Annotated in this window: 25 protein-coding genes, 1 pseudogene and 1 riboswitch; of the genes and pseudogenes, 2 read left to right on the top strand and 24 right to left on the bottom strand. The window is 37.6% G+C overall.

Annotated features, from left to right (window positions below; genetic code table 11):
- Positions 1-6: 6 nt before the first annotated feature.
- Positions 7-393 (top strand): STAS domain-containing protein, encoded by a 387-nt coding sequence (locus ACIP9G_RS09470; RefSeq protein WP_401018958.1) that lies wholly within the window; start codon positions 7-9, stop codon positions 391-393.
- Between the two features lie 173 nt (positions 394-566).
- Here the strand turns inward: ACIP9G_RS09470 and ACIP9G_RS09475 are convergent, their stop codons facing one another.
- The 17 genes and pseudogenes from ACIP9G_RS09475 to ACIP9G_RS09555 all read right to left on the bottom strand — a co-directional run bounded on the left by ACIP9G_RS09475 (position 567) and on the right by ACIP9G_RS09555 (position 18,340).
- On the bottom strand, positions 567-1,913 hold the full coding sequence (locus tag ACIP9G_RS09475) for a sodium-dependent transporter (protein ID WP_401018959.1): 1,347 nt from the start codon (positions 1,911-1,913) through the stop codon (positions 567-569).
- Positions 1,914-2,060: 147 nt separating this feature from the next.
- A complete protein-coding gene (locus ACIP9G_RS09480) occupies positions 2,061-2,306 on the bottom strand; it encodes a hypothetical protein (RefSeq protein WP_401018961.1) in 246 nt (81 codons plus the stop codon).
- Positions 2,307-2,413: 107 nt separating this feature from the next.
- The gene (locus ACIP9G_RS09485; RefSeq protein WP_401018963.1) at positions 2,414-3,151 is read right to left on the bottom strand and encodes a hypothetical protein; all 738 of its coding nucleotides are present in this window, start codon (positions 3,149-3,151) and stop codon (positions 2,414-2,416) included.
- 370 nt (positions 3,152-3,521) lie between these two features.
- A pseudogene (locus ACIP9G_RS09490) lies at positions 3,522-4,122 on the bottom strand (recombinase family protein).
- A gap of 268 nt (positions 4,123-4,390) precedes the next feature.
- Positions 4,391-4,978, bottom strand: coding sequence for an ECF transporter S component (locus ACIP9G_RS09495; protein ID WP_340825522.1), 588 nt, complete (start codon positions 4,976-4,978; stop codon positions 4,391-4,393).
- 227 nt (positions 4,979-5,205) lie between these two features.
- A riboswitch (FMN riboswitch) is annotated at positions 5,206-5,402 on the bottom strand.
- Positions 5,403-5,698: 296 nt separating this feature from the next.
- Positions 5,699-6,997, bottom strand: a complete 1,299-nt coding sequence (locus ACIP9G_RS09500; protein ID WP_401018965.1) for an RNA polymerase subunit sigma — start codon at positions 6,995-6,997, stop codon at positions 5,699-5,701.
- A complete protein-coding gene (gene sigX / locus ACIP9G_RS09505) occupies positions 6,994-7,527 on the bottom strand; it encodes an RNA polymerase sigma factor SigX (protein ID WP_340825524.1) in 534 nt (177 codons plus the stop codon). Before sigX ends, ACIP9G_RS09500 begins: the two co-directional genes overlap by 4 nt.
- A 183-nt stretch (positions 7,528-7,710) precedes the next feature.
- Entirely contained in the window at positions 7,711-9,486 is a 1,776-nt protein-coding gene (locus ACIP9G_RS09510; protein WP_340825526.1) for an ATP-binding protein, read from the bottom strand.
- Entirely contained in the window at positions 9,479-10,195 is a 717-nt protein-coding gene (locus tag ACIP9G_RS09515) for a response regulator transcription factor (protein ID WP_024361488.1), read from the bottom strand. The genes ACIP9G_RS09510 and ACIP9G_RS09515 overlap by 8 nt, the downstream gene beginning before the upstream one ends.
- A 116-nt stretch (positions 10,196-10,311) precedes the next feature.
- Entirely contained in the window at positions 10,312-11,493 is a 1,182-nt protein-coding gene (gene ccsB, locus ACIP9G_RS09520; protein ID WP_340825527.1) for a c-type cytochrome biogenesis protein CcsB, read from the bottom strand.
- On the bottom strand, positions 11,490-13,163 hold the full coding sequence (resB, locus tag ACIP9G_RS09525) for a cytochrome c biogenesis protein ResB (RefSeq protein ID WP_401018966.1): 1,674 nt from the start codon (positions 13,161-13,163) through the stop codon (positions 11,490-11,492). Before resB ends, ccsB begins: the two co-directional genes overlap by 4 nt.
- Before the next feature lie 13 nt (positions 13,164-13,176).
- The gene (gene resA, locus ACIP9G_RS09530) at positions 13,177-13,710 is read right to left on the bottom strand and encodes a thiol-disulfide oxidoreductase ResA (protein ID WP_340825529.1); all 534 of its coding nucleotides are present in this window, start codon (positions 13,708-13,710) and stop codon (positions 13,177-13,179) included.
- A 275-nt stretch (positions 13,711-13,985) separates the two neighbouring features.
- Entirely contained in the window at positions 13,986-14,717 is a 732-nt protein-coding gene (locus ACIP9G_RS09535) for a pseudouridine synthase (RefSeq protein WP_401018967.1), read from the bottom strand.
- 409 nt (positions 14,718-15,126) lie between these two features.
- Positions 15,127-15,717, bottom strand: a complete 591-nt coding sequence (locus ACIP9G_RS09540) for a hypothetical protein (RefSeq protein WP_401018968.1) — start codon at positions 15,715-15,717, stop codon at positions 15,127-15,129.
- A gap of 128 nt (positions 15,718-15,845) precedes the next feature.
- Positions 15,846-16,916, bottom strand: a complete 1,071-nt coding sequence (locus tag ACIP9G_RS09545) for a D-alanyl-D-alanine carboxypeptidase family protein (protein ID WP_340825532.1) — start codon at positions 16,914-16,916, stop codon at positions 15,846-15,848.
- Between the two features lie 79 nt (positions 16,917-16,995).
- The gene (scpB, locus tag ACIP9G_RS09550; RefSeq protein ID WP_340826510.1) at positions 16,996-17,589 is read right to left on the bottom strand and encodes an SMC-Scp complex subunit ScpB; all 594 of its coding nucleotides are present in this window, start codon (positions 17,587-17,589) and stop codon (positions 16,996-16,998) included.
- On the bottom strand, positions 17,561-18,340 hold the full coding sequence (locus ACIP9G_RS09555; RefSeq protein ID WP_340825533.1) for a segregation/condensation protein A: 780 nt from the start codon (positions 18,338-18,340) through the stop codon (positions 17,561-17,563). Before ACIP9G_RS09555 ends, scpB begins: the two co-directional genes overlap by 29 nt.
- A gap of 55 nt (positions 18,341-18,395) precedes the next feature.
- Here ACIP9G_RS09555 and ACIP9G_RS09560 point away from each other — a divergent pair, with 55 nt between their 5' ends.
- The gene (locus ACIP9G_RS09560) at positions 18,396-18,899 is read left to right on the top strand and encodes a DUF309 domain-containing protein (protein ID WP_340825534.1); all 504 of its coding nucleotides are present in this window, start codon (positions 18,396-18,398) and stop codon (positions 18,897-18,899) included.
- Here the strand turns inward: ACIP9G_RS09560 and ACIP9G_RS09565 are convergent.
- The 7 genes from ACIP9G_RS09565 to ACIP9G_RS09595 form a co-directional block, all read right to left on the bottom strand.
- Positions 18,896-19,267, bottom strand: a complete 372-nt coding sequence (locus tag ACIP9G_RS09565) for a GNAT family N-acetyltransferase (RefSeq protein WP_340825536.1) — start codon at positions 19,265-19,267, stop codon at positions 18,896-18,898. The two genes, ACIP9G_RS09560 and ACIP9G_RS09565, sit on opposite strands and share 4 nt — an antisense overlap.
- A gap of 199 nt (positions 19,268-19,466) precedes the next feature.
- The gene (gene lysA / locus ACIP9G_RS09570) at positions 19,467-20,786 is read right to left on the bottom strand and encodes a diaminopimelate decarboxylase (RefSeq protein ID WP_340825537.1); all 1,320 of its coding nucleotides are present in this window, start codon (positions 20,784-20,786) and stop codon (positions 19,467-19,469) included.
- A gap of 224 nt (positions 20,787-21,010) precedes the next feature.
- Complete coding sequence (locus tag ACIP9G_RS09575; protein WP_401018971.1) at positions 21,011-22,453, bottom strand: spore germination protein; 1,443 nt, start codon at positions 22,451-22,453, stop codon at positions 21,011-21,013.
- 15 nt (positions 22,454-22,468) lie between these two features.
- On the bottom strand, positions 22,469-23,257 hold the full coding sequence (locus ACIP9G_RS09580; protein ID WP_337981793.1) for a SigF/SigG family RNA polymerase sporulation sigma factor: 789 nt from the start codon (positions 23,255-23,257) through the stop codon (positions 22,469-22,471).
- A 10-nt stretch (positions 23,258-23,267) separates the two neighbouring features.
- Positions 23,268-23,708, bottom strand: a complete 441-nt coding sequence (gene spoIIAB / locus ACIP9G_RS09585) for an anti-sigma F factor (protein ID WP_340825539.1) — start codon at positions 23,706-23,708, stop codon at positions 23,268-23,270.
- The gene (gene spoIIAA, locus ACIP9G_RS09590) at positions 23,701-24,054 is read right to left on the bottom strand and encodes an anti-sigma F factor antagonist (RefSeq protein ID WP_024361503.1); all 354 of its coding nucleotides are present in this window, start codon (positions 24,052-24,054) and stop codon (positions 23,701-23,703) included. Before spoIIAA ends, spoIIAB begins: the two co-directional genes overlap by 8 nt.
- A gap of 429 nt (positions 24,055-24,483) precedes the next feature.
- The gene (locus ACIP9G_RS09595) at positions 24,484-25,734 is read right to left on the bottom strand and encodes a thymidine phosphorylase (protein ID WP_401018974.1); all 1,251 of its coding nucleotides are present in this window, start codon (positions 25,732-25,734) and stop codon (positions 24,484-24,486) included.
- Positions 25,735-25,745 lie beyond the last annotated feature (11 nt).

A 25,745-nucleotide genomic window follows, 5' to 3' on the forward strand; every position in this document is an offset into this window, starting at 1 on the left:
ACTGAAATGAGTAAGAATAACATGATAAATATTGATTCAAAGACTGATTATATTTCAATCGCCTTTACAGGGAATTTAGAATATGGATTAATCGATGAGTTAAAAGAGGAGCTACATGCTATTAGTTTAGATACAAAGCATGGCTATGTAATTGATATGCAAAGGGTAACGAATATTGATAGTACTGGTTTTGGTATGATTATTAATTTCGCAAAGAAAGTTACGATTGCCGAAAAGAAAATCGCCATCATTGTGACAGATGATTTTATTCGTAAACTGTTCGCGATCTCACAATGTGACAAAGTATTCCCCATTGCAAAAAGTGAACTTCAAGCACAGCAAATGATTAAAGAAAAAAGCTGGTTAGGTGAGCTTGCCCTAAGTGAATATTAAGTGCCAATATTAAGTGCCAGGCACTCAAACAATTTTGAATTCTCCCAGAAGTAAAAAACTACCTAGCCTGCTGTGAGAACGTATAAACGAAGCCGCAACAATCGTGCGATAGCGAGTGTTGCGGCTTATATTGTGTCTGCAAGTGCCAGGCACTCAAACAATTTCATTCAATATTATTTTTGTAAAAGCATATTTAATAAAACAACGATAATAACAATTGGAACGACTACTAACATTAGCACGCGATAAGTCTTATAAAATCCCTGCCCCATTTGACTTCCCATGAGCAATTCCTTCTTCACAAAGCTTTTATCTACTACATAGGCAATAAAGATCGCAATCAATAAATTGCCCAATGGTAGCATTAAATTGGACACTAAATAATCAGTAGCATCAAAAATCGACTTTCCGAAAATGGATACATCCGCTAACAAGCTAGATGATAATGCCGATGGAATGGCAGCAATAAAAACGATAACTCCTAGCAACATCGTTAAGGCTGAACGTGACATATGCCACTTCTCCATAAATGCTGCAACAATGATTTCATATAAACTAAATGATGACGTTAACGTCGCAAATAAAAATAGTAATAAAAACAGCGCTAAAAATAGTTCACCAAAAGGCATTTGACTAAATGCTGTCGGTAGCACCATAAATAATAAGCCAGGCCCAGCTTGTGGCTCTAAATCAAAGGCAAACACTACAGGGAAAATAGCTAGTCCTGCTAAAAATGACACGAGCACAGTCAGTAAAACTACTGAGCCTGCAGAGTTTGGTAAACTAACATCCTTTTTCAAATACGAACTATATGTAACCAAACAAGAGAACCCTACTGCCAAACCGAAAAATGACTGCCCTAACGCCTCTAATAACGCTTTACCCGTTATATTTGAAAAGTCTGGCCATAAGAAGAATTTCACACCTTCCATTGCCCCATCTAATGTTAACGCACGAACAACAAGAACGATAAACATAACAAATAATAATGGCATCATCCACTTATTTGCTTTTTCAATGCCGTTTTGTACACCTAGTGAAATGACAAGTACATTTGCCAGTGTAAATAACGCTAAACCTAGTAACGTAATCCACGGAGCACTAATAATTTTTCCAAATAACTCACTTGGATTAACCGTTGAATCAATAACAGCCCCAGATACACCTAGGCCACTATAAATAAATATCCAGCCCCCTACAACACTGTAAAAGGTTAATAATAGAAAACAGCCAAGTACACCCATGCGTCCAACCCAAGCCCAAGCAGGTTTCGTTGGAACAACCTTTTTATAGGCTGTGATCGCCTCTGATTGCGTACCACGCCCTAAAATATACTCGGATAATAACATCGGTAGGCCAATTAACAAAGTGAACACCACAAATATAAGGAAAAATGCGCCGCCACCACTTTGCCCTGTGACATATGGTAGCTTCCATATTGCCCCTAGTCCAATCGCAGCACCCGCCGATGCTAAAATAAACCCTAACTTACCGGACCATTGTCCATTGTTTTCACTCATCTCTTCAATCTCCTCAAATCTAACTAATCTCACATTAATTGTACATTAAAATAGTAATTTAGACTAGTCAATTCCTGAAGATTCCAGTATGCTATTAGATCTATACACAAAAAACCCCGAGTAAGAATAAACTCGAGGCTTAATTTATTATTTTGATAAATACATTGTACGCTGTTGTTCAATCCATCTACGCATCGTTGTGAACAGTAACACCATGATAGCTGTTAATAGAACACCTTTTACGATATTAAATGGCAAAATACCTGCAATAATCATTTTATATAATGAATCGCCAACTACTGGCTCCATACCTAAGAAATTGGCTATGTGGTAAATTGACGTAAAAAGTAGAAGTATCAATAGTTTATAAGTAATGTACACTAATTTACTCAATTGTTAGTATCTATTGTAAAGATGTTGTTATTTAATTGCAAGTATATTCAGTAATTCTTGTTTAATGTCAGAAGGTAAATAAAAAGAGGACGTTCCCCCTCTAATTGCTAGTTTTGGATTGTAGTTAAAATCCCGTCCTCAAAATATAAGTAGTTAAAATCTCTGTAGACCCACTGCTCGCTTGTTCCATAGGCATTTGTTGTTTTATTAATATCTAAAGGTTTCCCCCAGTTACTTAATAGCACTTCTTCTTGTGTCATACCAATTCTTACACCTTGTTGTGAGCGTTCATACTTTTCCCTTTCTGCTGCATATTCTTTCCTTTTCACTTCATATTCCGCTTTTCTTTCTGCTTCCGCTTGCTCCTGTTTTTTCTCCCATTCTGCATTTTCTTTCTCACTTCTAGCGATTTCTTTACTAAATTTACTCTTATACAAAGCAAGTACATCTTCATTCAATAAATCTGAATATATATAGCTACTAACTAAAGAGTAATCATCTGATTTTTCAATCATATCTTTTGCTAATTCATTTAATACTTCAAGGGTTTTTCGAGTAGGTTTAATTTTGTTTACAGTTAGAATAAACATTTGTTTATAATAAAAAATTAAAGTATCATAATCACCTGCTTCATAAAATTCAATAATTCTCCCTTCTATTTGTTGCGCTTTTTCGTAGTCCTCTATACTTTTGTAATTCAAAGATTCATCTTCATTTTCATTTTCAATTGTTCTATTTCCTTGTTCGGCATCATCCACTTCATTTTCTATTGATGCGCACCCTATCAATATCAATAATCCAAGTGTAACGAACATTATTTTAAATTTACCTTTGATAGTTTCCATGAATATATTCACCCCATATTCTATATTTTAACATCAAACACAATATAAAACATCTATGTTTTTCCTTGCCGAGTGTGAGTGAAACAGGTAGACAAGATTTTTCTATCTCTGAAATCAGTCAAAATATAAACATACCGTGGGTAGTTTATTAAATTGTATAAGCTTGTAATTGATTGAGATGATACAACCCTTTAGAACATATTAGAATGCTTAAAATCAATTGGATATAATACTAAAATTGTTGTCAAAAGCTTAAATATATCTAACTCCTTTTATAAAATCCATCTATTAATAGAACAAAAAACGGCTACATTTTGCAGTAACCGCTTAGATTTTACTCTATAAAGTTGCTTCGTATTCTTTTACAACCTTAGCTATTCTTTTTCAATTTTAATATTTCAGCAAACCGCCACTTATTTCTTTATCTTTCAATACCTGATAATTTGTTTCTATGTCTGTACGTTGCTGCTTACTAAGCGTATCAAGGTTTAATTGTGGTCTACCTAGATGCTTACCTTGTTTCTTTGCTTCTGCAATACCTTCTGCTTGTCGTTTGAGTAGCTTTTGTCGTTCTTAGTCTGAAGCATATGAAAGCAATGAGAGAAACTGATCTTCCATTAACTTATCCTTTCGCCCATCCCATCCCTTTAAATTTACGACTATCAAATAGTGTTTCATTTTCCAATACAACTATATTTGCATTAATTTCTCTAATAATATGCTTCCACTCTTTAGTAATTTCATCATAGTTACGTCCTAGACAATCCAATGCATCTATATAAACTAAATAGCCTTCACGAATAACTTGTTTTAAAGCTTGATAAAATGGTCTATTAAAGTCCTTACCGCTCGCTTTATCAATGAATGTGTCTCTCTCTGCTATATCAAGTGCTTGCATATTTATTAATTGTCGTTCAATGTTTCGCTCCGTAGTTGATATTTCGAATGTAACCGAATGTCTTTGTATTCATCTTATCCAACCCCTTTAATTACCATTTTTTACATTTATAAATCATCGATAACTTTGTCTGTCAATGGCACGGTTTCCTGCTTTTTGTTCTTTCCGTATGAGAGAACATTGTATAGCCATCTAATGTATTTTGCTTAAATTCTGTAACTCTTTTTCTGAAAGGAAATCTGAAATTGCAAATTTAATCAACAAAAAACACCTCCATAGACATAACAGTCCAGAAGGTGTCATTACTTGAACACTATCCTAAATCATACTTTTTTTCCATATTATTTTGATAAATACATTGTACGTTGTTGTTCAATCCATCTACGCATCGTTGTGAACAGTAACACCATGATAGCTGTTAATAGAACACCTTTTACGATATTAAACGGCAAAATACCTGCAATAATCATTTTATATAATGAATCGCCAACTACTGGCTCCATACCTAAGAAATAAGTGTACATCGGTAAAAATACTGCGTAATTTAAAAAGCTCATCCCTACTGCCATAACGATCGTTCCTGTCGCCAAACCTCCGACAAGACCCGCAATTGTTTTAAAACGGTTAAAAACAAATGATACTGGTAAAATAAATAATATACCTGTCACAAAGTTTGCAATATGTCCAACCGGAACCCCTGTAGGCGTACCCGAGAAAATCCAATCCAGTATATTTTTAAATAGTTCTACTAAAATACCCGCAACTGGACCCATTGTGATAGCTGCAAGTAAAGCTGGCATATCACTGAAATCCACCTCTAAAAATGCTGGGAACGGCGGAATCGGGAAATTAAAAAGCATTAATAAAAACGAAATACTACTTAGCATACCAATCGTAATAAACGATTGCAGTTTGATATTTTTCTTCATTGAAAACTCTCTCCTCTTTGCTGATTCAATCTTGCAAGAAGAAAGGTTACGACGTAATCGATTGTTTTTTCACGAAAAAACCCTTATGCACATCAGCATAAGGGAGAAAAGGCATGATTAAATAACGCCATTACTAGCTATTTTTTGTGCATACAGTGTAATTAGTAGACACACTGAAAAAAACGCTCGCACATAGCTTAATTCGTAACAACGAATGACGATCGTACCTTCATCTTCTCCCATCCAGACTATACTGTCGGCCTTGGAATCGCACCAAGTCAGCCATGCAAAAAAAACTTTGCACAGGTCGCGGGCTGAAGAGCCATTTAGTAAATCATGCGAGCTAATGTAGTTTAGTACAACACTAGCGATTTACAACTCTATTACCGCCGGTCGGGATTTTCACCCTGCCCCGAAGATGAATCAATATTATTTTATAAATTAACTATAATGTTTTATCACATAAAAGTAAATACTTCTGCTTAAAAAATTCCGATTAAATTTGTATGTTTTAATGAATGCTTCTATAAAAGGGCCATTTGATTTTCGAGTTCAGGTAATTCGAATTCAGCCATGAACGACGAATTCCGCGTTTTAGCACTGTGATTCCGCGTTTCAACAGCCGGATTCCGCGCTTCAGCACCCGATTTCCGCGTTTTCTCCATCAGACAACTCATACAAAAAAACAGCTACCTCATAAAAGATAGCTGTTTTTCTTTGTTACTGCATTGTTTGTTTATTTGCACCTACAGGTATCGGTAAAAAATTTGTTAAATCAAAGCCTTCCCAACTATCCTGTACGACGTTATCTAAGCGTAGCTTTTTATCAAAGCTTGAAGCTGTCAGCATCATGGCCTCGATTAATTGCGTTGCCCGCACAGCATCCATTGTCATTAAATCCAGCGGTGCGTCAAAGGTGATGACAACACCACTCTCTTCTTCTTTCACTGTGTACGTTACATTTTCAGGGATGACAGGTACATAAATATCATCTTTTTTATCACGCATTGCGATAAGTGCCTCTGTAACAGTAGGATATGTTTGGTGGAAGTCTGGCGATAAATATTCAGTACCATTTTCTTCTGTATATAAATAATAGTTGTAATGATTATCTTTCGTTAACTGTATAGGCTCACTTGGCTCACCAACCTGCGAAAATTCATAAGGAGTACCATCTGCATTTTTTAACGCAATCGCTTTATATTCAGAGTCGGAAAAAGTATCTTTTAACGAGCTTAAATATTTTGTTACGGAAGCTGAAGCTACATCGTAATCATTTTTTTTAGGTAAGACGTGAACTAGCGTCTCACCCTCTTCCTTCAACTCACCTTTGTATGGATGATAATTAGCAAAACCAAGTGCTTCCTCATCAATTTGTGGTGCGTATTTTTCATACATTTGTAGAGTTGTCGGCTTTTTCTTTCCAAAATCAGCCGTTAATTTTTCGTTCGGGATTACATAGGTCATTGGTATGCTATCAGCATTGCCACCTGGTAAGCCGATTCTAAATACTACTGCATTTGCTAAATCGTCTTCGTAAACTGATGTCCGAAGCGATAGCATTCGTGCATGTTCGGCACCGATATTCGCTTTCATCACACCATCTGCATTTTCATTTTCTTGTATAGCTCGATCCTCTTGCATCGTAGAAAAATTTTCAGGAGGGGCATTTGCCTCATCCTTAACTGGATTATTATTTGTTAAAAACACGTACCCTGCTATTGATAGTACAAAAACAGCTGCAATACTACTAAAAATAGGTAACTTACTCTTTTTACGCTTTTGCATCGGCTTGATGCTTTCATTCTCATGAGCAGCAATAGACTGCTCTTGCTCTTCAAGCACTTTTGAATCTGTTGGTTGTTGCATTGCTTCTTGAAGATGTATATTATCTTGCAGACGTGAATCTGCTAGCAATCGTTTCAACACTTCTTCTTTCGAACGGTTATCAGTCAGCTTCGGGGCATTCTTCAACATTTGTTCTAGTTGTTCATCGTCGTCAAATTGTTTATGAGTCATTGCCTTTTCGCCTCCTGTTCCCTAACCTGTTGTAGCTGTTGCCTTAAAAATTTAATGGCTCGATGTTGCGTCGTCTTAACCTTTGCTTCTGTCCAATCAAGTATTTGCGCTGTTTCAGCAATCGATAAATCTTGGAAAAAGCGCATAATAATCACCATTTTTTGATCCCCTGTACAATTTTCAAGTGCAGACTCTATTTGCATTAATTCATCACTGGCCTGTAGCATATCTTCCGGTGATGGTGTGGTTGAATGTAGTTGTTCCGTTTCCCAGTCAAAAAAATCGAGCGAATGTTTTTTCCGCACTGCCTGCTTTCTAAAATGATCTATTGCGACATTTTTAGCAATAGCAAAAAGCCATGTTTTTTCACTGCTATTTCCTGCGAATTGTTCATACGATCGCAGAACACGAACGTACACCTCATGTGATAAATCCTCAGCAAGTGTACGATTTTTCACTAGATAAATAAGAAACTGGAACACGTCTTGATGGTATGAATCGTATAATCGATGGAACACGGAGTCATTCAAAGCACTCCACCCCCGTTCTCATAGTATTTGTCGTCTAACGCTCGCACAAGTTACATCTTAATTAATGATTTTTTGCTCAAAATTTCGCTATGTGCCATTCCCTGCACTAAAACTACATACAATCAGCTAACAGACTTTGGCATTAAGTTTTCGAATCAATGGGCTTCTAACGGACAATGTTAGTTAGTCGAAGGGTAAATAGAAAGTAAAGGTTGTTCCTTCTTTTAATACACTATCGACCATAATATTTCCAGAATGTGCCTTTACAATGTTTCGAGCAATAGCAAGCCCTAAACCTGTTCCCCCTTTAGAACGTGTACGCGCTTTATCAGCCTTGTAAAAACGCTCAAAAACATATGGTAAATCTTCCTGTGGAATACCATGTCCTGTATCCTGAACAGAGATTTTAGCAAATGTCGGTTCCTTCTCTACTTTCACAAAGACAGAACCTTCATCTGTATGACGCAGTGCATTATCAACTAAGTTCGTTAACACTTGTTCAATACGATCCTCATCCATGCTTATGACCGCATCTTCCTCAAACTCACTATTAAATAGGAGCTGTACATGCTTCTCTTTTGCTACTTGTGCAAATTTTTGCGTAATGCGCTCAAATGTCGCATTAATCGGTACTTCATCTTTGTATAATGTCATATGTCCAGATTCCATCCGTGCTAAATCCAATAAATCTGTAACTAAACGTCCCATACGCTTTGATTCATCATAAATAATTTTAGTAATCTCATTGCGCTCTTCTTGATCTTGTATAAAATCATCATCCATTAGCGCTTCTGAGTAGCCCTGAAGCATTGAAATAGGTGTCCGTAGCTCATGTGATACATTGGCAATAAAGTCTGAGCGAAGCTTTTCTAGACGATGCTGTTCTGTCATATCACGGATAACAGCAACAGCTCCTCGTATCAATTCCCCACTATAGAGCGGGCTAATCGTAAATGTATAATAATTTCCATCCATCTCAATTTCTTCTTCCAGCTTATCTTCAAACATTAATACATGATCAAGCATATGATATAGTTCAGGTGGAATAGGCTTTGCACTTTGCGAGCCTTTATTGACAAACCATTTTTGCATTAAGCGTTCCGCAGGTGGATTGCTGAGTAAAATAGTACGATCACGATTAAACGTTATAACAGCATCAGTCATAGAAGTTAAAATATTGGATAATTGCTCATTTTCTTGATTGATTACCTCTAGATTGTGCTTTAACTGGCGCCCCATTTGGTTGAATGCAACCGCAAGCTGTCCAATTTCATCGTTTTGCGTTGTCGGCATTTTTGCCTCGAAATTACCTTTTGCAATTTCAAATGCTAGCTCGCGCATTTTTCGTAGCGGTGAAGTAATACGTGATGAAAGGAAAAATGCAAAGAATGTCGTTAACACAAAGGCAATGAATGCCGCTAAAAAGACAATTTTCGTAGTCTCTTTGGACGTTTTATGTAACGCATCTGGACTTTGGTAAATAAATACAGCACCATGCACTTCATTTTCTACGTTTAGTGGGAAACCTAACACGACATACGATTCCATTTTTTCTTTATCAGTCGACGATGGCATCATCATTTCCTTAATGATCGGATCATCTGATTTGAAAACTTCATGGAATGCTTTATTCGCTAAAATTGCGCCTTGAATTTCTTTTTTGTTAACGCCTTCCTGCATCGCAAATGTTACTTCTAGATGATTAATGGCGATAAGCGCATTTGTACCATCAGGTAAAATATCTGTTAATAGTTGCGAAGTCGATTCGGCTGTTTCATTGTCATCCACTATACTCGCTATTGTTGCAGCCGTTTGACGCAACGAAATCTCGGCTTGCTGCATATGATAGTTTTGAAGGAATTCGAGCATTAAAACCGTGAAAACAAATAATACAAATGAAACGAGAAGCAATATGGTTACCCATAGCTTCCCGACAACACTGTTCCATATTCTATTCATTGACAACCTCAAATTTGTAACCAACGCCCCAAACAGTGACAATCATTTTTGCAGCGTTTTCTGATACACGATTGAGCTTCTCACGTAATCGCTTAACATGTGTATCTACTGTACGTAGATCCCCAAAGAAATCGTAATGCCAAACCTCTTTTAGTAATTGTTCACGGTCAAATACTTTGTCTGGAGATTTTGCAAGGAAATACAATAATTCATACTCTTTCGGTGTTAAATTTACTTCGATTCCCTCTGCAGTTACACGGTGTGCATCATGATCAATCATCAAGTGTTGGAATACCACTAAATCTTTTGATGAAGATGCATTTGTTGTAGGTGAAAATGCTTGTGAGCGACGTAAAATAGCTTTTACACGTAGCACTACTTCACGCGGACTAAATGGTTTTACAATATAATCATCTGCCCCAAGCTCGAAGCCTTGTACACGGTTCGCTTCCTCACCTTTTGCAGTTAATAAAATAATTGGAGTTGCAGCACGTTCTCTAATTTCTGCACAAACTTCTAGCCCATCTTTTTCAGGCATCATAATATCTAGTAAAATACAGTGATACTCTTTTTCTAAAGATTTCTCGATCGCTTCTTCACCATTCTCTGCTTCGTCGACTTGGTACCCTTCGCGCTCCAAATACATTTTTAATAAGCGGCGAATGCGATCCTCATCGTCTACTACTAATACTGAAATATTCTCTGACACTTTCACGATCCCTCTCTTCCAAACTTTCTCTATCCTCTATTGTACATGGTACACAACGTCTTGAAAAGAAAAGAAAGCCCTTTCGCCGCAGCGAAAAGGCTTTTCGTTTCCCATTGTTACGCGTAGGAGTGTAAACCTGCAAGAATTAAGTTAACAGCTATTAGGTTAAATAAAATAATACCAAAACCAATTAGTGCTAACCAAGCAGATTTTTCACCTTCCCAGCCCTTAGATAGACGTAGATGTAGGAATGCTGCATAGAATAACCATGTAATAAGGGCCCATACTTCTTTCGGGTCCCATCCCCAGAAACGACTCCACGCAAGTTGTGCCCAAATCATCGCAAAGATGAGTGCACCTAACGTGAAAACAGGGAAACCAATAATAACAGATCGATAACCAATTTCATCTAATAATTGCAGATTTACACGTTTAACAAGCGGCTGGAACAATGCGCTAATTCGACGACGTGCAATAAGACGAATTAATAAGTATAGTAATGACCCTACTAGTAAAGACCAAACAACTGTTGTTAATTTTTTCGCATTAATGAGTGCAGGCATTTCTACTAATGGAGACATGCCATGCTCCTCAACTGCCTCATAATCGTGCATGCCAAAAATTGGTGGTAAATTATAAGTAATTTGACGAGATACACCTTCTTTATCAAGATACGTGTATTTTGATTCGTAATCCATAACACTAAATGTAGATGAAACAGCAACAAAGCCAATTACAACAACTAAACAGTACATAACGGCTTCAAGCCAAAAACGTTGCTTTGAAGGCTTCTTTAAATCAACAACTTTTAATAAGTAAATTAAACCTGCAACTGCACTAATTGCTAAAATGGATTGACCCATGGCAGCTGTAATAACGTGAATTGTTAACCAATAACTTTGTAATGAAGGTACTAATGGACTTACTTCGCTCGGGAACATCGACGCATATGCAATAATTAAAAGCGCTACAGGTAACGCTACAAATCCTAATGCTGTCAGACGATAAATAAAGTAGATTAAAATGAATGCTGCAACGATAAACATCCCGAAAGCAGTTGTAAATTCAAACATATTACTTACAGGAGCGTGCCCTGTATGAATCCAACGTGTAATAAAATAACCAAGTTGTGCAAGGAAACCAACAATCGTCACTGTAATTGCAAGTTTACCCCATTTATCAGTATTTTTACCGGAAGCATTGGATTGTTTAATTGCACCGCCAAATAATAAGGTTGCTACTAGATAGGCTACAAATGCTACAAATAATAGATTCCCACTTAAGTCAATCAAACTCATAAGGTGTTGTCACCTTCCTTTTTATTATTGCCATGGCTTGTGGACTTTTCATCCTCTTCTGCTATATCTAACTGGTCATTATATTGTGGTAGACCAGCAAATGCAGTCACGGCATCTAAATCTTTTTTCATGCTAAACATATTTTTGTTTACGTGGGCAGCCATCAGTAATTTACCATCTGGCTCTACTTGTAACCAAAGACGACGGTGATTCCAATATGAACCAATCGCAACGCCAATCATGAAAATAATACCACCAACAAATAAAATAGGGATTGTGCGGTCTTTACGTATCGTAAAGCCTGACATATCTCGTGTTTCCACACTTGCAAATTTCATTTTGTATTGATTTTCGCCTAGTGGCTCTAGTGTTTGTTTAATAGCAACAAAGCTTGTTTCACCCTCTGGTGTTTCTGGTGTTGTCATTTTAAATAGAAATGCTGGATTATTAGGAACGGACGTCGCAGTTTGCGGTACACCATTTTCAAACCCAGAGAAGTCTGGCGTGTAGACAAGTAGTTTAACAGATGTACCATTTCCTAAATCATAGTCCTTTTTAGGGTTTGTTAAATCGATTTCTACTTTACCAAGTGATTGCTCAGTTGTTTTATTTACTAGTTCAAAATTCATTTGCTTTAATTCATTTAAACGATAATCCATTTGATATAATGCGTAGCCATCTTCTTTTAACGGATGGTTAACTCGAATTGAATAATCTCTAACCTTTTCTAGATTATCCGTATCACCAGCAATTGCATCTTCAGGCTGTTTGTATAACGTAACATTAGTTTGGAAGTTTTTTGCAACGACGTTCACGCCTTGTTTCAGCTGTTCGCCTTGTGGTGTATTATCATGTGTTTCTAAAATAAATTCATGATTTTCAATAAAATAACCTTCCATACCTGTTATTGCACGTGTTTCACCTTCACGTACCCATATCGATTCATCGACATAAAAACCAGGAACTAAACGCAACATAACCCCTGCTAAAAAGATAATGAGGCCTACATGATTTATGTACGGACCGTATCGAGCGAAACGCCCTTTTTCTGCTAACAAAGCACTTCCATCTCGACGAACATTATATTTCATCTCAGTCATTTTCTTTTCAACTTTATTAAGCGTCTCTTCAGGACTTCCAGTTACTTGTCCTTCCGCAACAATACGTTGGCGCTTCATAAAGCTTTCATGGCGCTTTACTCGTTGATTTTTCAATGATTTATAAAGTGGTATACCACGGTCAAGACTTGCAACAATAATCGATACCGCAAGCATCCCAACTAAAATTTGGAACCACCAAGAGCTATATAAATCTGAAAGACCTAATGTATAATAGATTTTCCCCACGAAACCATAAACATCCTCGTAATATGCTCCCTTTTCAATGTCAGAAGCTTTTACGTAAAACTCTTGCGGTAATAAGGTTCCAATTGAAGCTGCTATTAATGTGATAATAATTAAAGCGATTCCAACTTTAACACTAGAGAAAAAATTCCAAATTTTATCGACAATTGTTTTGTTGTACGTTTTTGAGCGAATAGCCGTACCATCATAGCGCATATCGACAACTTTATTCTGTTTTTCTTCTTCGGTTAAAGGACGACCACATTTCTCACAGAGCTTCGTGCCAAACGGATTACTATGTCCACAAGCACAAATGATATTCTCCATCGTCAATTACCCCTCATTTTGGCTTTATTAATTCCATGTAAGAAGCGATATTCGCCTCTGTCATTTCTCCAGTCGTAATTTTAACTACCTTACCATCTGGATCAATTAAAACAGTTGCAGGTAAATTCCCAACATTATAGGCAGTCATAACACTTTTTGTTTTGTCAATTACTACAGGAAATGTAAGATCGTACTTATCGACAAAATTTTGCACTTCAAAATCTGTTTGTGCAATGTTGACAGCCAATGTTTGAACACCTAGGTCTTTAAAGACTTGATACTGGTTGTTCATAGCTGGCATTTCCTTCTCACATGGCTTACACCAAGTTCCCCAGAAATTCAAAAATACCCCCTGCCCTCTATAATCAGACAGTTTGTGTTTCTCTCCATTTAAATCTACTAACGTGAAGTTCGGTGCTTCAGAGCCAACTGCTACTAACTCTACCTTATCCTTTGTCGCTGTCCCGTAAACAGTGTACCCTATGGCAAGCGCCAAAATAACTAAAATAATGGTACGGGTTACAAGACGTTTTTTCTTTTTCTCCAAGTTAATAAACCCCCTACTCAAATACGCCTCGAGGCAATTATGTCGATATTTCGCATTTGAACAAGAAACATCTGTTAGATCTCCCCGAGACTTACTTTGTTCAGCGTCTGCTGGATAAATTTAAAACTGGTGTACTATTCTCACCTATTATAGCAAAATGATACAAATTAACTTAGTTATTAATTATGAATGATTTATGAACGTTTTCACACGAGGAAAGTGAAAAACTCACTATACGTATAACGGTATGTTCACCTTCCATCGCTAATGTCTGTTTAGCCGAGTTTTCCCGTTTCAGCTAACACGCGTAATTGCTTGACTTCATGCTTCGACAATTCACGGTATTCTCCTGGTGTTAAACCATATAAATCTAAAAACGCAAAACGTTCACGTTTCAGTTTAACTACTGGTGTACCGATTGCCTCAAACATACGACGCACTTGACGATTTCGCCCTTCGTGAATAGTAATTTCACAAATCGCTTTGCCCGCTTGCTCATCAAAAGAAGTCATACTCACTTTTGCTGGTGCTGTTTTGCCATCTTCTAGTTTAATACCACGTTGTAGCATTTTTAGACCCTCAATTGTAGGTATACCTTTTACTCGCGCAATGTACGTTTTATCAATTTTAAATTTCGGATGCGTCAACATAAAAGAAAACTCTCCATCATTTGTCAGTAATAATAATCCAGATGTATCATAATCTAGACGACCAACAGGGAAAATACGTTGCGGAATATGCTTAAATAAATCTGTGACAGTTTTGCGTCCTTTATCGTCCGTTACAGCAGAAATTGTTCCACGTGGTTTATATAGTAAGTAGTAGACTTTATCTTCTTTCTCAAGTTTGACACCCTCTACTTCAATTGTATCCGAGTTGGAAACTTTTGTTCCTAGCTCACGTACAACAACACCGTTTACCTTTACTTTACCTTCTACAATCAATTGCTCTGCTTTACGCCTTGAAGCGACACCCGCATAAGCAATAACTTTTTGTAATCTTTCCATTCTTTCACCTCTAGTTAAAAATGTAACCTTTTTAAGGTTATTTTTCCCGTCAATCTGTGAAAATTATGTCATACTTTTGTGTAATATAAAAGAGAAACTAATTTTGTACTAGTAATACGATAATTCTAAATAGTGTATTATTTGCTAGTTTATCGATTATTTGTCTTAGCGTAACATAAAGATTCATCGATTTTGCTATTTATTTCTAATATGGACGAATCAACAAAATGCAAATCGCATTTAGAAAAGATATTTTATAAAGTGTCAGGCACTCAAACAATTCTGAATATTCACAACCCTATTCAAGTAAAAATCCACTTACACTTCTGTGGGAACGCACACAAAGGTCCGTCTTAGTGCCAGGCACTCAAACAATAAAAAAAGCTGCCCTCTTTAGGCAGCTTTTTTATTATTCATTTTCACTATATACATTTTCGATTGTAATGCCACTTTTACTTAATTCATAATTGATAAATGCCTTCGCTTTTGCTAACTTCGCCGTTAAAGATTGTTCGATTGTCGAACCATCATTTAATGTGAATATAAGCTTATCTGGTTTAGTTACGCCATCTTTCTGCACATTTGTTTGTTCGACTTTAACAATCTCTTCCCAGCTTGTCGAGTCTTCTTGCAAACTAAAAAAATTATTCGTATGTAACCCTTTTTCATCAATAATTTGATAATGATTGATACATAAAAATAAAATCGCAAGAACGAGCAGCCATGATGTACCAACGATTGTTCGTTGGACATTTCTCCCCTTTTTTGTAGTGGGAGTAATCAATAAATTTATTAATAAAATTATTGCCATGGCAATTAAGACAAACATCAAAATAATATATGCTTTAAAAATGGTCTCAAAAAGATAATAATCGTGCGGTCGGTAAAGAAGCTCTTGAATGGGAAATAGCAAAATAAATGGTGCTGTAAAGCTTGAAAGAAATAAAATAATGATAATAGCGATTTGAGTTTGCTTACGGGTATTTTCACTAGTAGCCATAATAGTATACCTCCTAATGCTTCCATATTATAACTCTCATTATTTTACACCATTTACAATAAATATAAAATAGTTTCTAGTAAACAATATACCATATTATTCATTATAAAAAAATCAGCGCATCGCTTTTAACGATCCGCTGATTCTACTTTAACAGGCGTTGCATAAATACGCTCTTCCCCAATAAATATCGAAAGTACGGCTTCCTTTCTTTTTCTGGACACTTGAAGTACTTGCCTAACTGTCTTTTTTTCCTCTTTGTTTAATTGCAATTGAATTGGTTGCTCTAAACGGATAGCCAGTTTATCGTTGACATTGTATTTCCCCTTTTTCACAACCGTCTCCATATTATAATTTTTCCAAACCTCATTTGCTAAACCTCGATGCATATTCCAGTCATCAGATTCATTTAAAGTGACAACAATACATGTTTGCCCATCTTTATGAAAAGCTGTTGCCAATGTTCTTCCAGCAACCTTTGTAAAACCAGTCTTTCCAGCAAAAGCAGTACCTGTTGCTGATTTTAATGAACTTACAGGTTGCTCCGTCTCATCATCTACATCAGCTGCGACTCCTGAGCCTTCTCGTAATAAGCGGTGTTTATTTTCCCACAGCATGCCGTTTTCTGTATTGGCACGATAAAGGACAGTAGATGCAATTTTTTCAAAGGTTTTATTTTGGAGCGCTAACCTCAACATCTCCGCTGTATCTCTTGCAGAAGATAAATGCTCGTCATGATGCAAGCCAGACGGGTTCATAAAAACTGTATTTGTGAGGCCAGCAATCACCGCTCGTTCATTCATTAATTTGACAAAACCTTCAACTGAACCACCTGCATGCTCAGCTAATGCAGTTGCAGCATCATTGCCAGATCGGAGCATTAAGCCATAAAGCAAGGTTTCAACTGTTACCGTCTCACCAGCTTGCAAATAAATAGACGAACCTTCAGCCATTGCAGCCCTTGGAGAAATGACTACTTCATCTTGTAGATCACTGTTTTCAATGGCGACGAGAGCTGTCCAAATTTTTGTTAAACTTGCGATTGGGAGCCTTGCATCACTATTAGTACCTGATAATACGCGGCCTGTGTCGCCGTCTAACACAACATATCCGCTTCCGCCTCTTGCCAAACCATTTTGTGGAAAAACTAAAATTCCAACTACTACCATGAACAACATTACTCGTAGTAACCGTAGCAACAAGCCACTCCTTATTATAAGTGATAGATAAGTAAAAACTATTAAACTAAAAAGGAAAGCGACGAGCACATTTCCTCTATTACTTAACGCCGTTAAAAGTTTCTTGGAATTTGGTCATAAATAAATCCGTTTCTTGCTCTGTATCTCCATTTTCCTCCTCAGGTAATGGAGGCATTTCTTCAATACTATTTAAACCAAAGTAATTTAAGAACTCTTTTGTTGTGCCATATAAAATAGCACGTCCAGTTCCCTCTGAACGGCCAACCTCTTTCACTAGCCCTCTGGAAGCCAGTGTTTGCAGTGGCCGTTCACATTTTACGCCTCGTAAATCTTCAATCGCTACCCTTGTAATAGGTTGTTTATACGCCACTATAGCCAATACTTCTAAGGATGCCTGAGATAATGATTGTGCTGTCGGATTCTCTACTAATTTTTGTATCGTATCTGCAAGCTCATGCTTTGTAATTAATTGGTAAACACCAGCCATTTCTTTAATTGTAATTCCTCTATTTTCATCTTCGTCAAATGCTGTACGTAATGCATCCATAGCTTGTGCAACAACTTCTTCTGCATCACCAAGCAAGTGTGCCAATTGCTTAATCGTTAAGCCATCATCTCCCACAACAAATAATAAAGCTTCAATTCTACTTTGTAGGATCATTGTTTTCGTCATCATCCCATTCCTCCTTCTGTAATGTGACCGTTAGTTCTTCAAAATTACCGTCTTGCTCTACAATGACAATCTGACGTTTCATCAGTTCCAGCAGTGATAGAAACGTTAAAATCAGTGTTGGTTTATCTTCATAGGGAAAAAGCTCGAAAAATGATGCACGTCCACCTGTGGAACGTAAAGAATTCACAACCGAACGCATTTGATCTTTAACCGAGCGTTCCTGTCTCGTGACAGTTGTTTTTAATGGCTTTTTTAATTTTTTTCTGCGCATCAGCTTTTGGAAGGCACCAAGCATATCATATATATTGACATTCATATCGAACAACGCCATTTGCTCATCTGATGCCAATCCCGATAAATCTGTTGGTGGTCTCGTAAACACCTGCGCTCTATCTGATTCAAGCTCCTGTAGGTTGCCTGCCGCTTCTTTATATTTTTTATACTCTATTAAACGTTGAACCAGTTCCTCACGAGGGTCAGGTCCATCGACTTCAATTTCCGCATCCTCTAGCTCTCCTTCATGTATCGGTAAGAGCATACGACTTTTTATGGCTAAGAGTGTAGCAGCCATCACTAAATACTCACTCGCCTCATTTAATTCCAGTACCTGCATCGCATGGATATGATCTATATATTGTTGCGTAATTTCAGCCATTGGAATATCATAGATATCAATTTCCAATCTGTGAATTAAGTGCAATAATAAATCAAGAGGTCCTGAAAAGGCTTCTAATTTTACTTCATAAGACATTATTTTACCACCCTGATCTTCAATGTTCTTTTAGTATAGTGGAAAGGAGTCCAAAATGCATCCACAGCACCATACTTTATTTATTGATTACTGTGCCTATTTCAATGGCAATGGGGATTTTTTTGAATGCCATGAAGTACTCGAGGAATATTGGAAGGACATCGCGCCTGGCAATAAAAATCATCCTCTTGTAGGTTATGTTCAATTAGCGACAGGATTATATCATTGGCGTCGCGGCAACGCAACTGGTGCTTTCAAAATCCTACATAAAGCACTCAATAATTTTCAACTCAATAAAGGAAATGTGTTTTTTCATGAAATAGACTACACAATTCTTATCACAAAATTAACCGAAACGCTCAACAACATTCGAATGGGCAAGTCCTTTCAAGCGTTTCAATTACCACTAATGCCCGCTTTACATGATTTAGTGATGGCGCGCATACTACTTTTACCGGAAAGTAGCGCTGATTATCTTCTTCATAAACATATGCTCCGTGATCGCTCACATATTCTTGCTGAACGACAAGAAAGCAAACAAAGAAAAAGCAGACGTTAATTTTCGTCTGCTTTTTCTTCATTACATTGTATACATTTTTGAACAAATTCACGCGTTTCATCCGTTGCACGCACATGTTCGTATTGGCCAAGTTCTGCTACTTCTTGTAGCATTTCTTTTGCCACACCTTCACCTCTATAAGATGGAACTACAGAAACGTGCTGAATAGTTGCTGTGTTATTGTCTACTACAAGCCCGACGATACCAACATACTCATCGTTCTTTTTCCATAAATATAATACCCAATTCTCATCATTTTCATAAGATTGGATTGTCTCTGTGAGCTTTTTAATGTCTTTTTCGTTAGGCATAAACGAGAGTAGCCCCATCGCTATTTTCTCGAAAGCTTTTTTATATCGAATTAACATATTTGTCTATTCCCTCTTTTTCTAGCTGTACATAATCTTTGACTATCCTACACGATTTGTACTATTACCGCAAGCCAATTTCTGTCTTACGAACCAGGGCCGAGAATACCTTTTGATGCTAACACCCAATAGACAACGCCCCACAATAAAATAAAAGTCGTCATGGACGCTAATAATACCCATTTATTTTTTCTCAAATTCATTCACCCTTTTTTAACGTTAACGGGAGATCATTTTGTACAATATCTTCATAACTTTCACGTTTAATGGCTAATTGGTGCTGTCCATTTTCTACAAATACCACTGCTGGACGTGGTACACGATTGTAGTTGCTCGCCATCGAATAGCCATATGCCCCTGTACAGAAGATTGCTAGTACATCACCTGAAGCTGCTTCTTGTAATTTTGCATCGATAATCAATTTATCGCCCGATTCACAAAGTTTTCCAGCTACAGTGTACGTTTCTTCTTTAGGTGCATTGGCTTTACTCGCAATGACCGCCTCGTATTTCGCATCGTAAAGTGCAGGACGAATATTATCACTCATTCCACCATCAACTGCAATGTAGTTCCGTACATCTGGTACTGTTTTTTGAGAACCTATTGTATAAAGTGATGTTCCTGCATCGCCAACCAGTGAACGACCTGGTTCAATCCAGATTTCTGGCATCGTTAGCCCAAGTACCGTTGCTTTATTTTTCACAACTGTAATCATATCCTCAACATATACTTGCGGCTCAAGCGGTGCGTCTTCTTCTGTATAGCGAATACCAAAGCCCCCACCTAAGTTTAACACAGTGCACGTAAAACCGTGAGTCTTGTTCCAGTTAGAAATCTTGTCGATTAATTTTTCTCCCGCTAAACCAAAGCCAGCTGTATCAAAAATTTGAGAGCCTATATGGCAATGTAAGCCTAAAAGCTGTAAGTATTCATGTTTAAATGTTTGCTCGAATGCTTCATCTGCTTGGCCGTTGTTTAAGTCAAAGCCAAATTTAGAATCAGCTTGCCCTGTCGTAATGAAATCATGTGTATGTGCCTCAACACCTGGTGTAACACGTAACAAAATACGCATGTTTTGCTGACGGCGCTCTGAAATTTCTTTTAAAAGCTTAATTTCATAGAAGTTATCTACTACAATACAACCAATTTTTGAGTCAAAGGCTAGCTCTAATTCGGCAATACTTTTATTATTGCCATGGAAGTGAATGCGCTCTGCAGGGAATCCAGCTTTTAATGCTGTAAATAGCTCCCCTCCAGAGACAACATCCAATGATAGATTTTCCTCTGCTGCTAATTGATACACCGCTACACATGCAAATGCTTTTGAAGCATAAGCTACTTCTGCTTTTACACCTAGTTTTTTAAATGTATCGATAAAGCTGCGTGCACGCTTCCGAATAAGCGCCGTATCGTACACAAAAAGTGGTGTACCGTATACTTTTGCAAGCTCTAATGTGTCTACTTGTCCTATTGTTAAATGTCCATCTTCAGAAATCGCTTGTGTTCCATATAAATGCATTTGCATCTCTCCCTTTTCACGTCTCCATTTTGTAACAATTGCACCTCATGGTGTAACCCAAAAACTTAGTTTTGAAAACATCCAATCGAGGCATTATCTTTTACGAGCATGTAAATGGCTCATTGCTCATACCATTTGGGCATGCTAACAAAAATAATTTTTGCAAAAATCACAAAATACTATAGGTGAACTTTATCACATGAAAAAAGTGAGTGCAACGGCTCCTATGATCTTTTTCGCTGTTTGGAATCGACAACAAAAGGTCTTAATGCATCCGATGTCATTGGGAAACGGATAATTACCCGAAGCATTGCTGTTGGGAAAAATGGTACGAGCGGCCACAAATACGGCGCTTGTAACGGACGTAATGAACATAAATACGTAAATAATATAAATACCCCAATGAATAATCCATCCGCCCCCCAAATGCCTGTCATAAGGAGCAAGAAAATTCTAAAGAGCTTAATGGAAATACTTAGCTCATACGATGGAATAATAAATGTAAATATCGCTCCTACTGCTGTATATAACACAACTTCTGATGAGAAAACGCCAACATCAATCGCGATTTGTCCAATAATTACCCCTGCTACTAATCCCATTGCAGTGGACAATGGCGTAGGGGTATGAATGGCGGCCATCCTTAAAAATTCAATCCCTATATCAGCTATTAGAATTTGCAGTAATATTGGAATATGTGATTTTTCCTGACTACCTAAAAAGGACAAGGTGTCAGGTAATAACGATTCGTTCGTTACAAATAAGTACCATAATGGCAGTAATAGTAACCCCATAATCGTTCCGAAATAACGCATAAAACGAACAAATGTCCCAACAATTGGCGCTTGTCTGTATTCTTCAGCGTGCTGCAATAAATGGAAAATTGTAATAGGTACTAAAATAACTGAAGGTGAAGTATCCACCATAATGGCCACATGGCCCTCTAATAAATGAGCAGCGACAATATCGGGTCGTTCTGTATAACGTACAAATGGTATTGGGTGAAACTTTTGCTTAAATAGCCACTCCTCTAGAGATTTATCGGCCATTGTCAAACCATCATGGTTAATTTGACCAAGACGCTGTCGCAATTTATCGAGCATTTCCTCATTTGCAATATCCTTCATAAACGCAATTGCGACATCGGTTTGACCGATTTTGGATATTTTATGTAGCTCGAAACGTAAATTACTGTTGCGAATGCGTCGACGCACTAAAGCTGTATTTTGTGAAATTCCTTCCGTAAAGCCATCCCTTGAACCACGTATTACCTTTTCATTATCAGGCTCTTCTGGTGATCGCCCTGGATAATTTCGTAGCTCAGCAACATAACAGTAACCACCTTTAGTGATAAATGTTACTTGTCCACTTAAAATGGCGAGCAAATAGGCTTTACGCTCTGTTTCTTCAGAACGACCATGAAAATTGAAAATTGTTTCAAAATATTCTTTCTCATCGTCAATATCGATGTCTTCTTCAGGTAACATACTAGATAGTAGCTGCGTTAGGGCTTCCCCATCTACAAGCCCACTAATATATGCACAAAGAACCGGCAAATCTTTGACAAATAAATGCTTAATTCCAACGTCAAATGATTCGCCGTCCCCAAATTGCTCTTTAAGAAAATCTTCGGCTTCTTCTAAGCTGTTAAATAGTTTATTTGTCATGGTGTCACCATTTTCTTAGATGTCTTTTTCTACTCCATGTTCGACTGTGGCACTCGTGGCCATCCAGCTTTTTAACTGCGCTAAAATCTTTTTCTCTAAACGAGATACTTGTACTTGTGAAATACCAAGCCTATTGGCAATTTCAGTTTGTGTACAGTCTGAAAAATATCGTAAATAAATAATGGATTGCTCTCTGGGGTCTAATCTTGTTAGCACTTCTTTAAGCGGAATATACTCAAATGGTTGCTCAGATTTTTCATCCTTCATTTGGTCCATTAACGTAATAGAATCCCCTTCACTTTCATACAATTGCTCATGTAAAGAAGCAGGATCCCTTAAAGCATCCGATGCCGTTACGATTTCCTCTGTCGTAACACCAAGTACTTGTGCTAAATCTTGAATGGTCGGTGGATGCTCATTGTTCTTAATAAATTCGTCAGTTGCATGGCGTATTTTAAAGTTAAGCTCACGAATCGAGCGGCTCACCTTCACCATGCCATCATCCCTTAAGAAGCGCTGTATTTCGCCGATAATCATCGGCACCGCATATGTGGAAAACTTCACATCGTATGCTAGATCAAACTTATCTACAGATTTCATAAGCCCTATACAGCCAATTTGAAATAAATCTTCGAGCTCCACGCCCCTTGTAGTAAAGCGTTGGACGATGGACCATACAAGTCTCGTATTCCCCTCAATCATTCGTTTACGAGCTTCATGGTCGCCCTGTTGTGAACGCGCAATTAAATCACGCATTTCCTCCTGTGACAAAAGCTTATCGGACGACTGTTCTATCGGCTTCACGATAGCAACCTCACATTACCGCCGTGCGAACCGAGTAAAATTTTTTCGTAAACGTTACTGTTGTACCTTGTTGCCATTTAGACATTACTGTCAGTTGATCTGAAAAGCTATCCATAATTGTAAAGCCCATTCCGGAACGTTCCATTGCACTTTTCGTTGTAAACAAAGGTTCCATTGCTTGACTCACATCTGCAATACCAACCCCGTTATCCATTACAGATACGGTTACAATATCATCTTCGCGCTTTGCATGAACTGTAACAACACCTTTGCCATCCTCTTCGTAACCGTGGATAATGGCATTGGAAACAGCTTCCGAGACAACTGTTTTAAATTCTGATAGTTCATCAATTGTTGGGTCTAATTGTGCGATAAAGCCCGTAATAGCCACACGTGCCAAAGCTTCATTTTCGCTAATTGCTAAAAAAGTTAATGTCATTTCGTTATCCATTTACAATCCCCCTAACTCGATCAATCGCTTCTTCCTCTGTTGCATCCATCATCCACGGACCTAAACCTGAAAATTGAAATACTTTTCGCATTGTCGGCGATGGATTCAATAAAATTGTTCTTCCAGCCACTGCCTCTAATTCACGCATTCGACCAAGCACAAGGCCTACACCCGAACTATCCATAAACGATAGTCGCTCGAAATTCCAAATGATGGTCGTTACAGCGCCTTGAAAAATTGCTGTAGAAATTTTAGCCCGAATTTGCTCAACTGCATGATGATCGAGCTCACCAAATAAACGTATAACCACTGTCTCTCTCGTTACCATTTCTAATTGAAAATGCATGAACATCGCCTCCTCCTCGTGCAATTCCACATTCCATATAACAAATCCTTGCTGTTGACATAACTAGTGCCAAGTCCCTCGAAATAGTGTAAAATCGACATTCTTATTGCTTTTAGGTTAAGTGCAGTATGGGATAATTAAGAAAGTTTTAAACGTGGTCTACATTTTTTGTAAGTGTAACTGCGTAGGAGGCTTTTATATGTAGGTAATTGGTAAAATAGTTGCCGAACAACAAAAGAAAAAAGTGTTAGATTGACTGCAGTCAATCTAACACTTTTTTGCAATATCGTTGATGTTTACTAAGGAGGACGCTTTCCACGGGCACACTGTAAGCCACAACCGTCACTATCGCGTCACCAGTTGCAACTTGTATGCTCCCGCAGAAGTATACGCCTCCGCTACCATCAACTAGCGTATTCTATTTTTTATTTATGCAATTGTATAAGCTTGCTGTACTTTATCGACTGTTTCCTCATTGATTTCACTGTTTGAATACAGATAAGCAATCGTTTCACCAGCCGTTACACGGTCACCTTTTTTTGCGACTAGTTGAATACCCGCATCATAATCTAGTGCGGATTCCTTCGTTAAGCGACCTGCACCAAGACTAACGCTTGCCTCACCAATCATTAATGCATTAATAGACTCTACAACGCCTTCTGACGCTGCTGTTACCGCAATCTTATGAGCCGTATCATTTTGCACAATATCCGCTAAATCTCCGCTTTGTGCCACTATAAATTCCTCAAACTTAGCGGCTGCAGAACCGTCCTCTAACACTTTCTTAACTGCCGCTACAGCTGTTGTTTCATCCACTCCAGCTGCAATCTGATACATAAGTGAAGAAATAATGATGCACTCCTCAAATAAATCAGCGTGTGTCTCCTCTAAACGACCACTTAGTAAGGCATATGCCTCCACTACTTCAAGCTTATTACCAATCATTTTTCCGAGTGGATTATCCATATCACTAATATGTGCGACTACTTTACGTCCTAGTTTTTCACCAATCGCTGTCATCGCCTCAGCTAATTTTTTAGCTTCTTCTTCAGTTTTCATAAATGCGCCAGAACCACATTTGACATCTAACACAATGCCATCTGCACCACTTGCAATTTTTTTACTCATAATAGACGCAGCAATTAACGGAATAGAATCGACAGTACCCGTTACATCACGCAATGCATAAAGTTTTTTGTCTGCTGGCACGAGATTACCCGTTTGACCAGCAACAGCAATTTTATGTTTATTGACATTATCAATAAATTCTTGTGAAGACAGCTCTGTTTTTAAGCCTCGAATCGATTCTAGTTTGTCAATTGTACCACCTGTAATACCAAGGCCTTTACCACTAAACTTCGCCACTGGAATGCCTAGTGAAGCAATAATCGGTGTTACGATTAACGTTACTTTGTCACCGACACCACCTGTTGAATGTTTATCAATTTTAAAGCCTTCAATCGAAGTTAAATCAATGACATCTCCTGATTCAATCATTGCCTTCGTTAAATAAAAAGTTTCTTCATCTGTCATGCCAATTAAGCGAATGGCCATTAGCAAAGAGCTTGCCTGATAATCTGGAATAGAACCTGTTGTATAGCCTTCAACAAAGTATTGAATTTCTGCCTGTGAAAGCTCCTTACCTTGTTTTTTCTTTTCAAATAGTTGCACCATATTCATGGAAAATTCCT

Origin of the sequence: Lysinibacillus sp. NPDC093197, from assembly GCF_044754025.1 — a bacterium.
GTDB lineage: Bacteria > Bacillota > Bacilli > Bacillales_A > Planococcaceae > Lysinibacillus.

Bases quoted from the DNA above. Each gene is read 5' to 3' on its own strand.
- ACIP9G_RS09595 (WP_401018974.1), bottom strand. From the start codon at position 25,734: ATGAATATGGTGCAACTATTTGAAAAGAAAAAACAAGGTAAGGAGCTT.
- spoIIAB (WP_340825539.1), bottom strand. From the start codon at position 23,708: ATGGATAACGAAATGACATTAACTTTTTTAGCAATTAGCGAAAATGAA.
- ACIP9G_RS09565 (WP_340825536.1), bottom strand. From the start codon at position 19,267: ATGTTAATTCGATATAAAAAAGCTTTCGAGAAAATAGCGATGGGGCTA.
- resB (WP_401018966.1), bottom strand. From the start codon at position 13,163: ATGGAGAATATCATTTGTGCTTGTGGACATAGTAATCCGTTTGGCACG.
- ACIP9G_RS09470 (WP_401018958.1), top strand. From the start codon at position 7: ATGAGTAAGAATAACATGATAAATATTGATTCAAAGACTGATTATATT.
- ACIP9G_RS09535 (WP_401018967.1), bottom strand. From the start codon at position 14,717: ATGGAAAGATTACAAAAAGTTATTGCTTATGCGGGTGTCGCTTCAAGG.
- ACIP9G_RS09540 (WP_401018968.1), bottom strand. From the start codon at position 15,717: ATGGCTACTAGTGAAAATACCCGTAAGCAAACTCAAATCGCTATTATC.
- ACIP9G_RS09500 (WP_401018965.1), bottom strand. From the start codon at position 6,997: ATGACTCATAAACAATTTGACGACGATGAACAACTAGAACAAATGTTG.
- ACIP9G_RS09555 (WP_340825533.1), bottom strand. From the start codon at position 18,340: ATGTCTTATGAAGTAAAATTAGAAGCCTTTTCAGGACCTCTTGATTTA.
- ACIP9G_RS09475 (WP_401018959.1), bottom strand. From the start codon at position 1,913: ATGAGTGAAAACAATGGACAATGGTCCGGTAAGTTAGGGTTTATTTTA.
- ACIP9G_RS09485 (WP_401018963.1), bottom strand. From the start codon at position 3,151: ATGGAAACTATCAAAGGTAAATTTAAAATAATGTTCGTTACACTTGGA.
- ACIP9G_RS09495 (WP_340825522.1), bottom strand. From the start codon at position 4,978: ATGAAGAAAAATATCAAACTGCAATCGTTTATTACGATTGGTATGCTA.
- ACIP9G_RS09560 (WP_340825534.1), top strand. From the start codon at position 18,396: ATGCATCCACAGCACCATACTTTATTTATTGATTACTGTGCCTATTTC.
- lysA (WP_340825537.1), bottom strand. From the start codon at position 20,786: ATGCATTTATATGGAACACAAGCGATTTCTGAAGATGGACATTTAACA.
- spoIIAA (WP_024361503.1), bottom strand. From the start codon at position 24,054: ATGCATTTTCAATTAGAAATGGTAACGAGAGAGACAGTGGTTATACGT.
- ACIP9G_RS09575 (WP_401018971.1), bottom strand. From the start codon at position 22,453: ATGACAAATAAACTATTTAACAGCTTAGAAGAAGCCGAAGATTTTCTT.
- ACIP9G_RS09510 (WP_340825526.1), bottom strand. From the start codon at position 9,486: ATGAATAGAATATGGAACAGTGTTGTCGGGAAGCTATGGGTAACCATA.
- scpB (WP_340826510.1), bottom strand. From the start codon at position 17,589: ATGACGAAAACAATGATCCTACAAAGTAGAATTGAAGCTTTATTATTT.
- ccsB (WP_340825527.1), bottom strand. From the start codon at position 11,493: ATGAGTTTGATTGACTTAAGTGGGAATCTATTATTTGTAGCATTTGTA.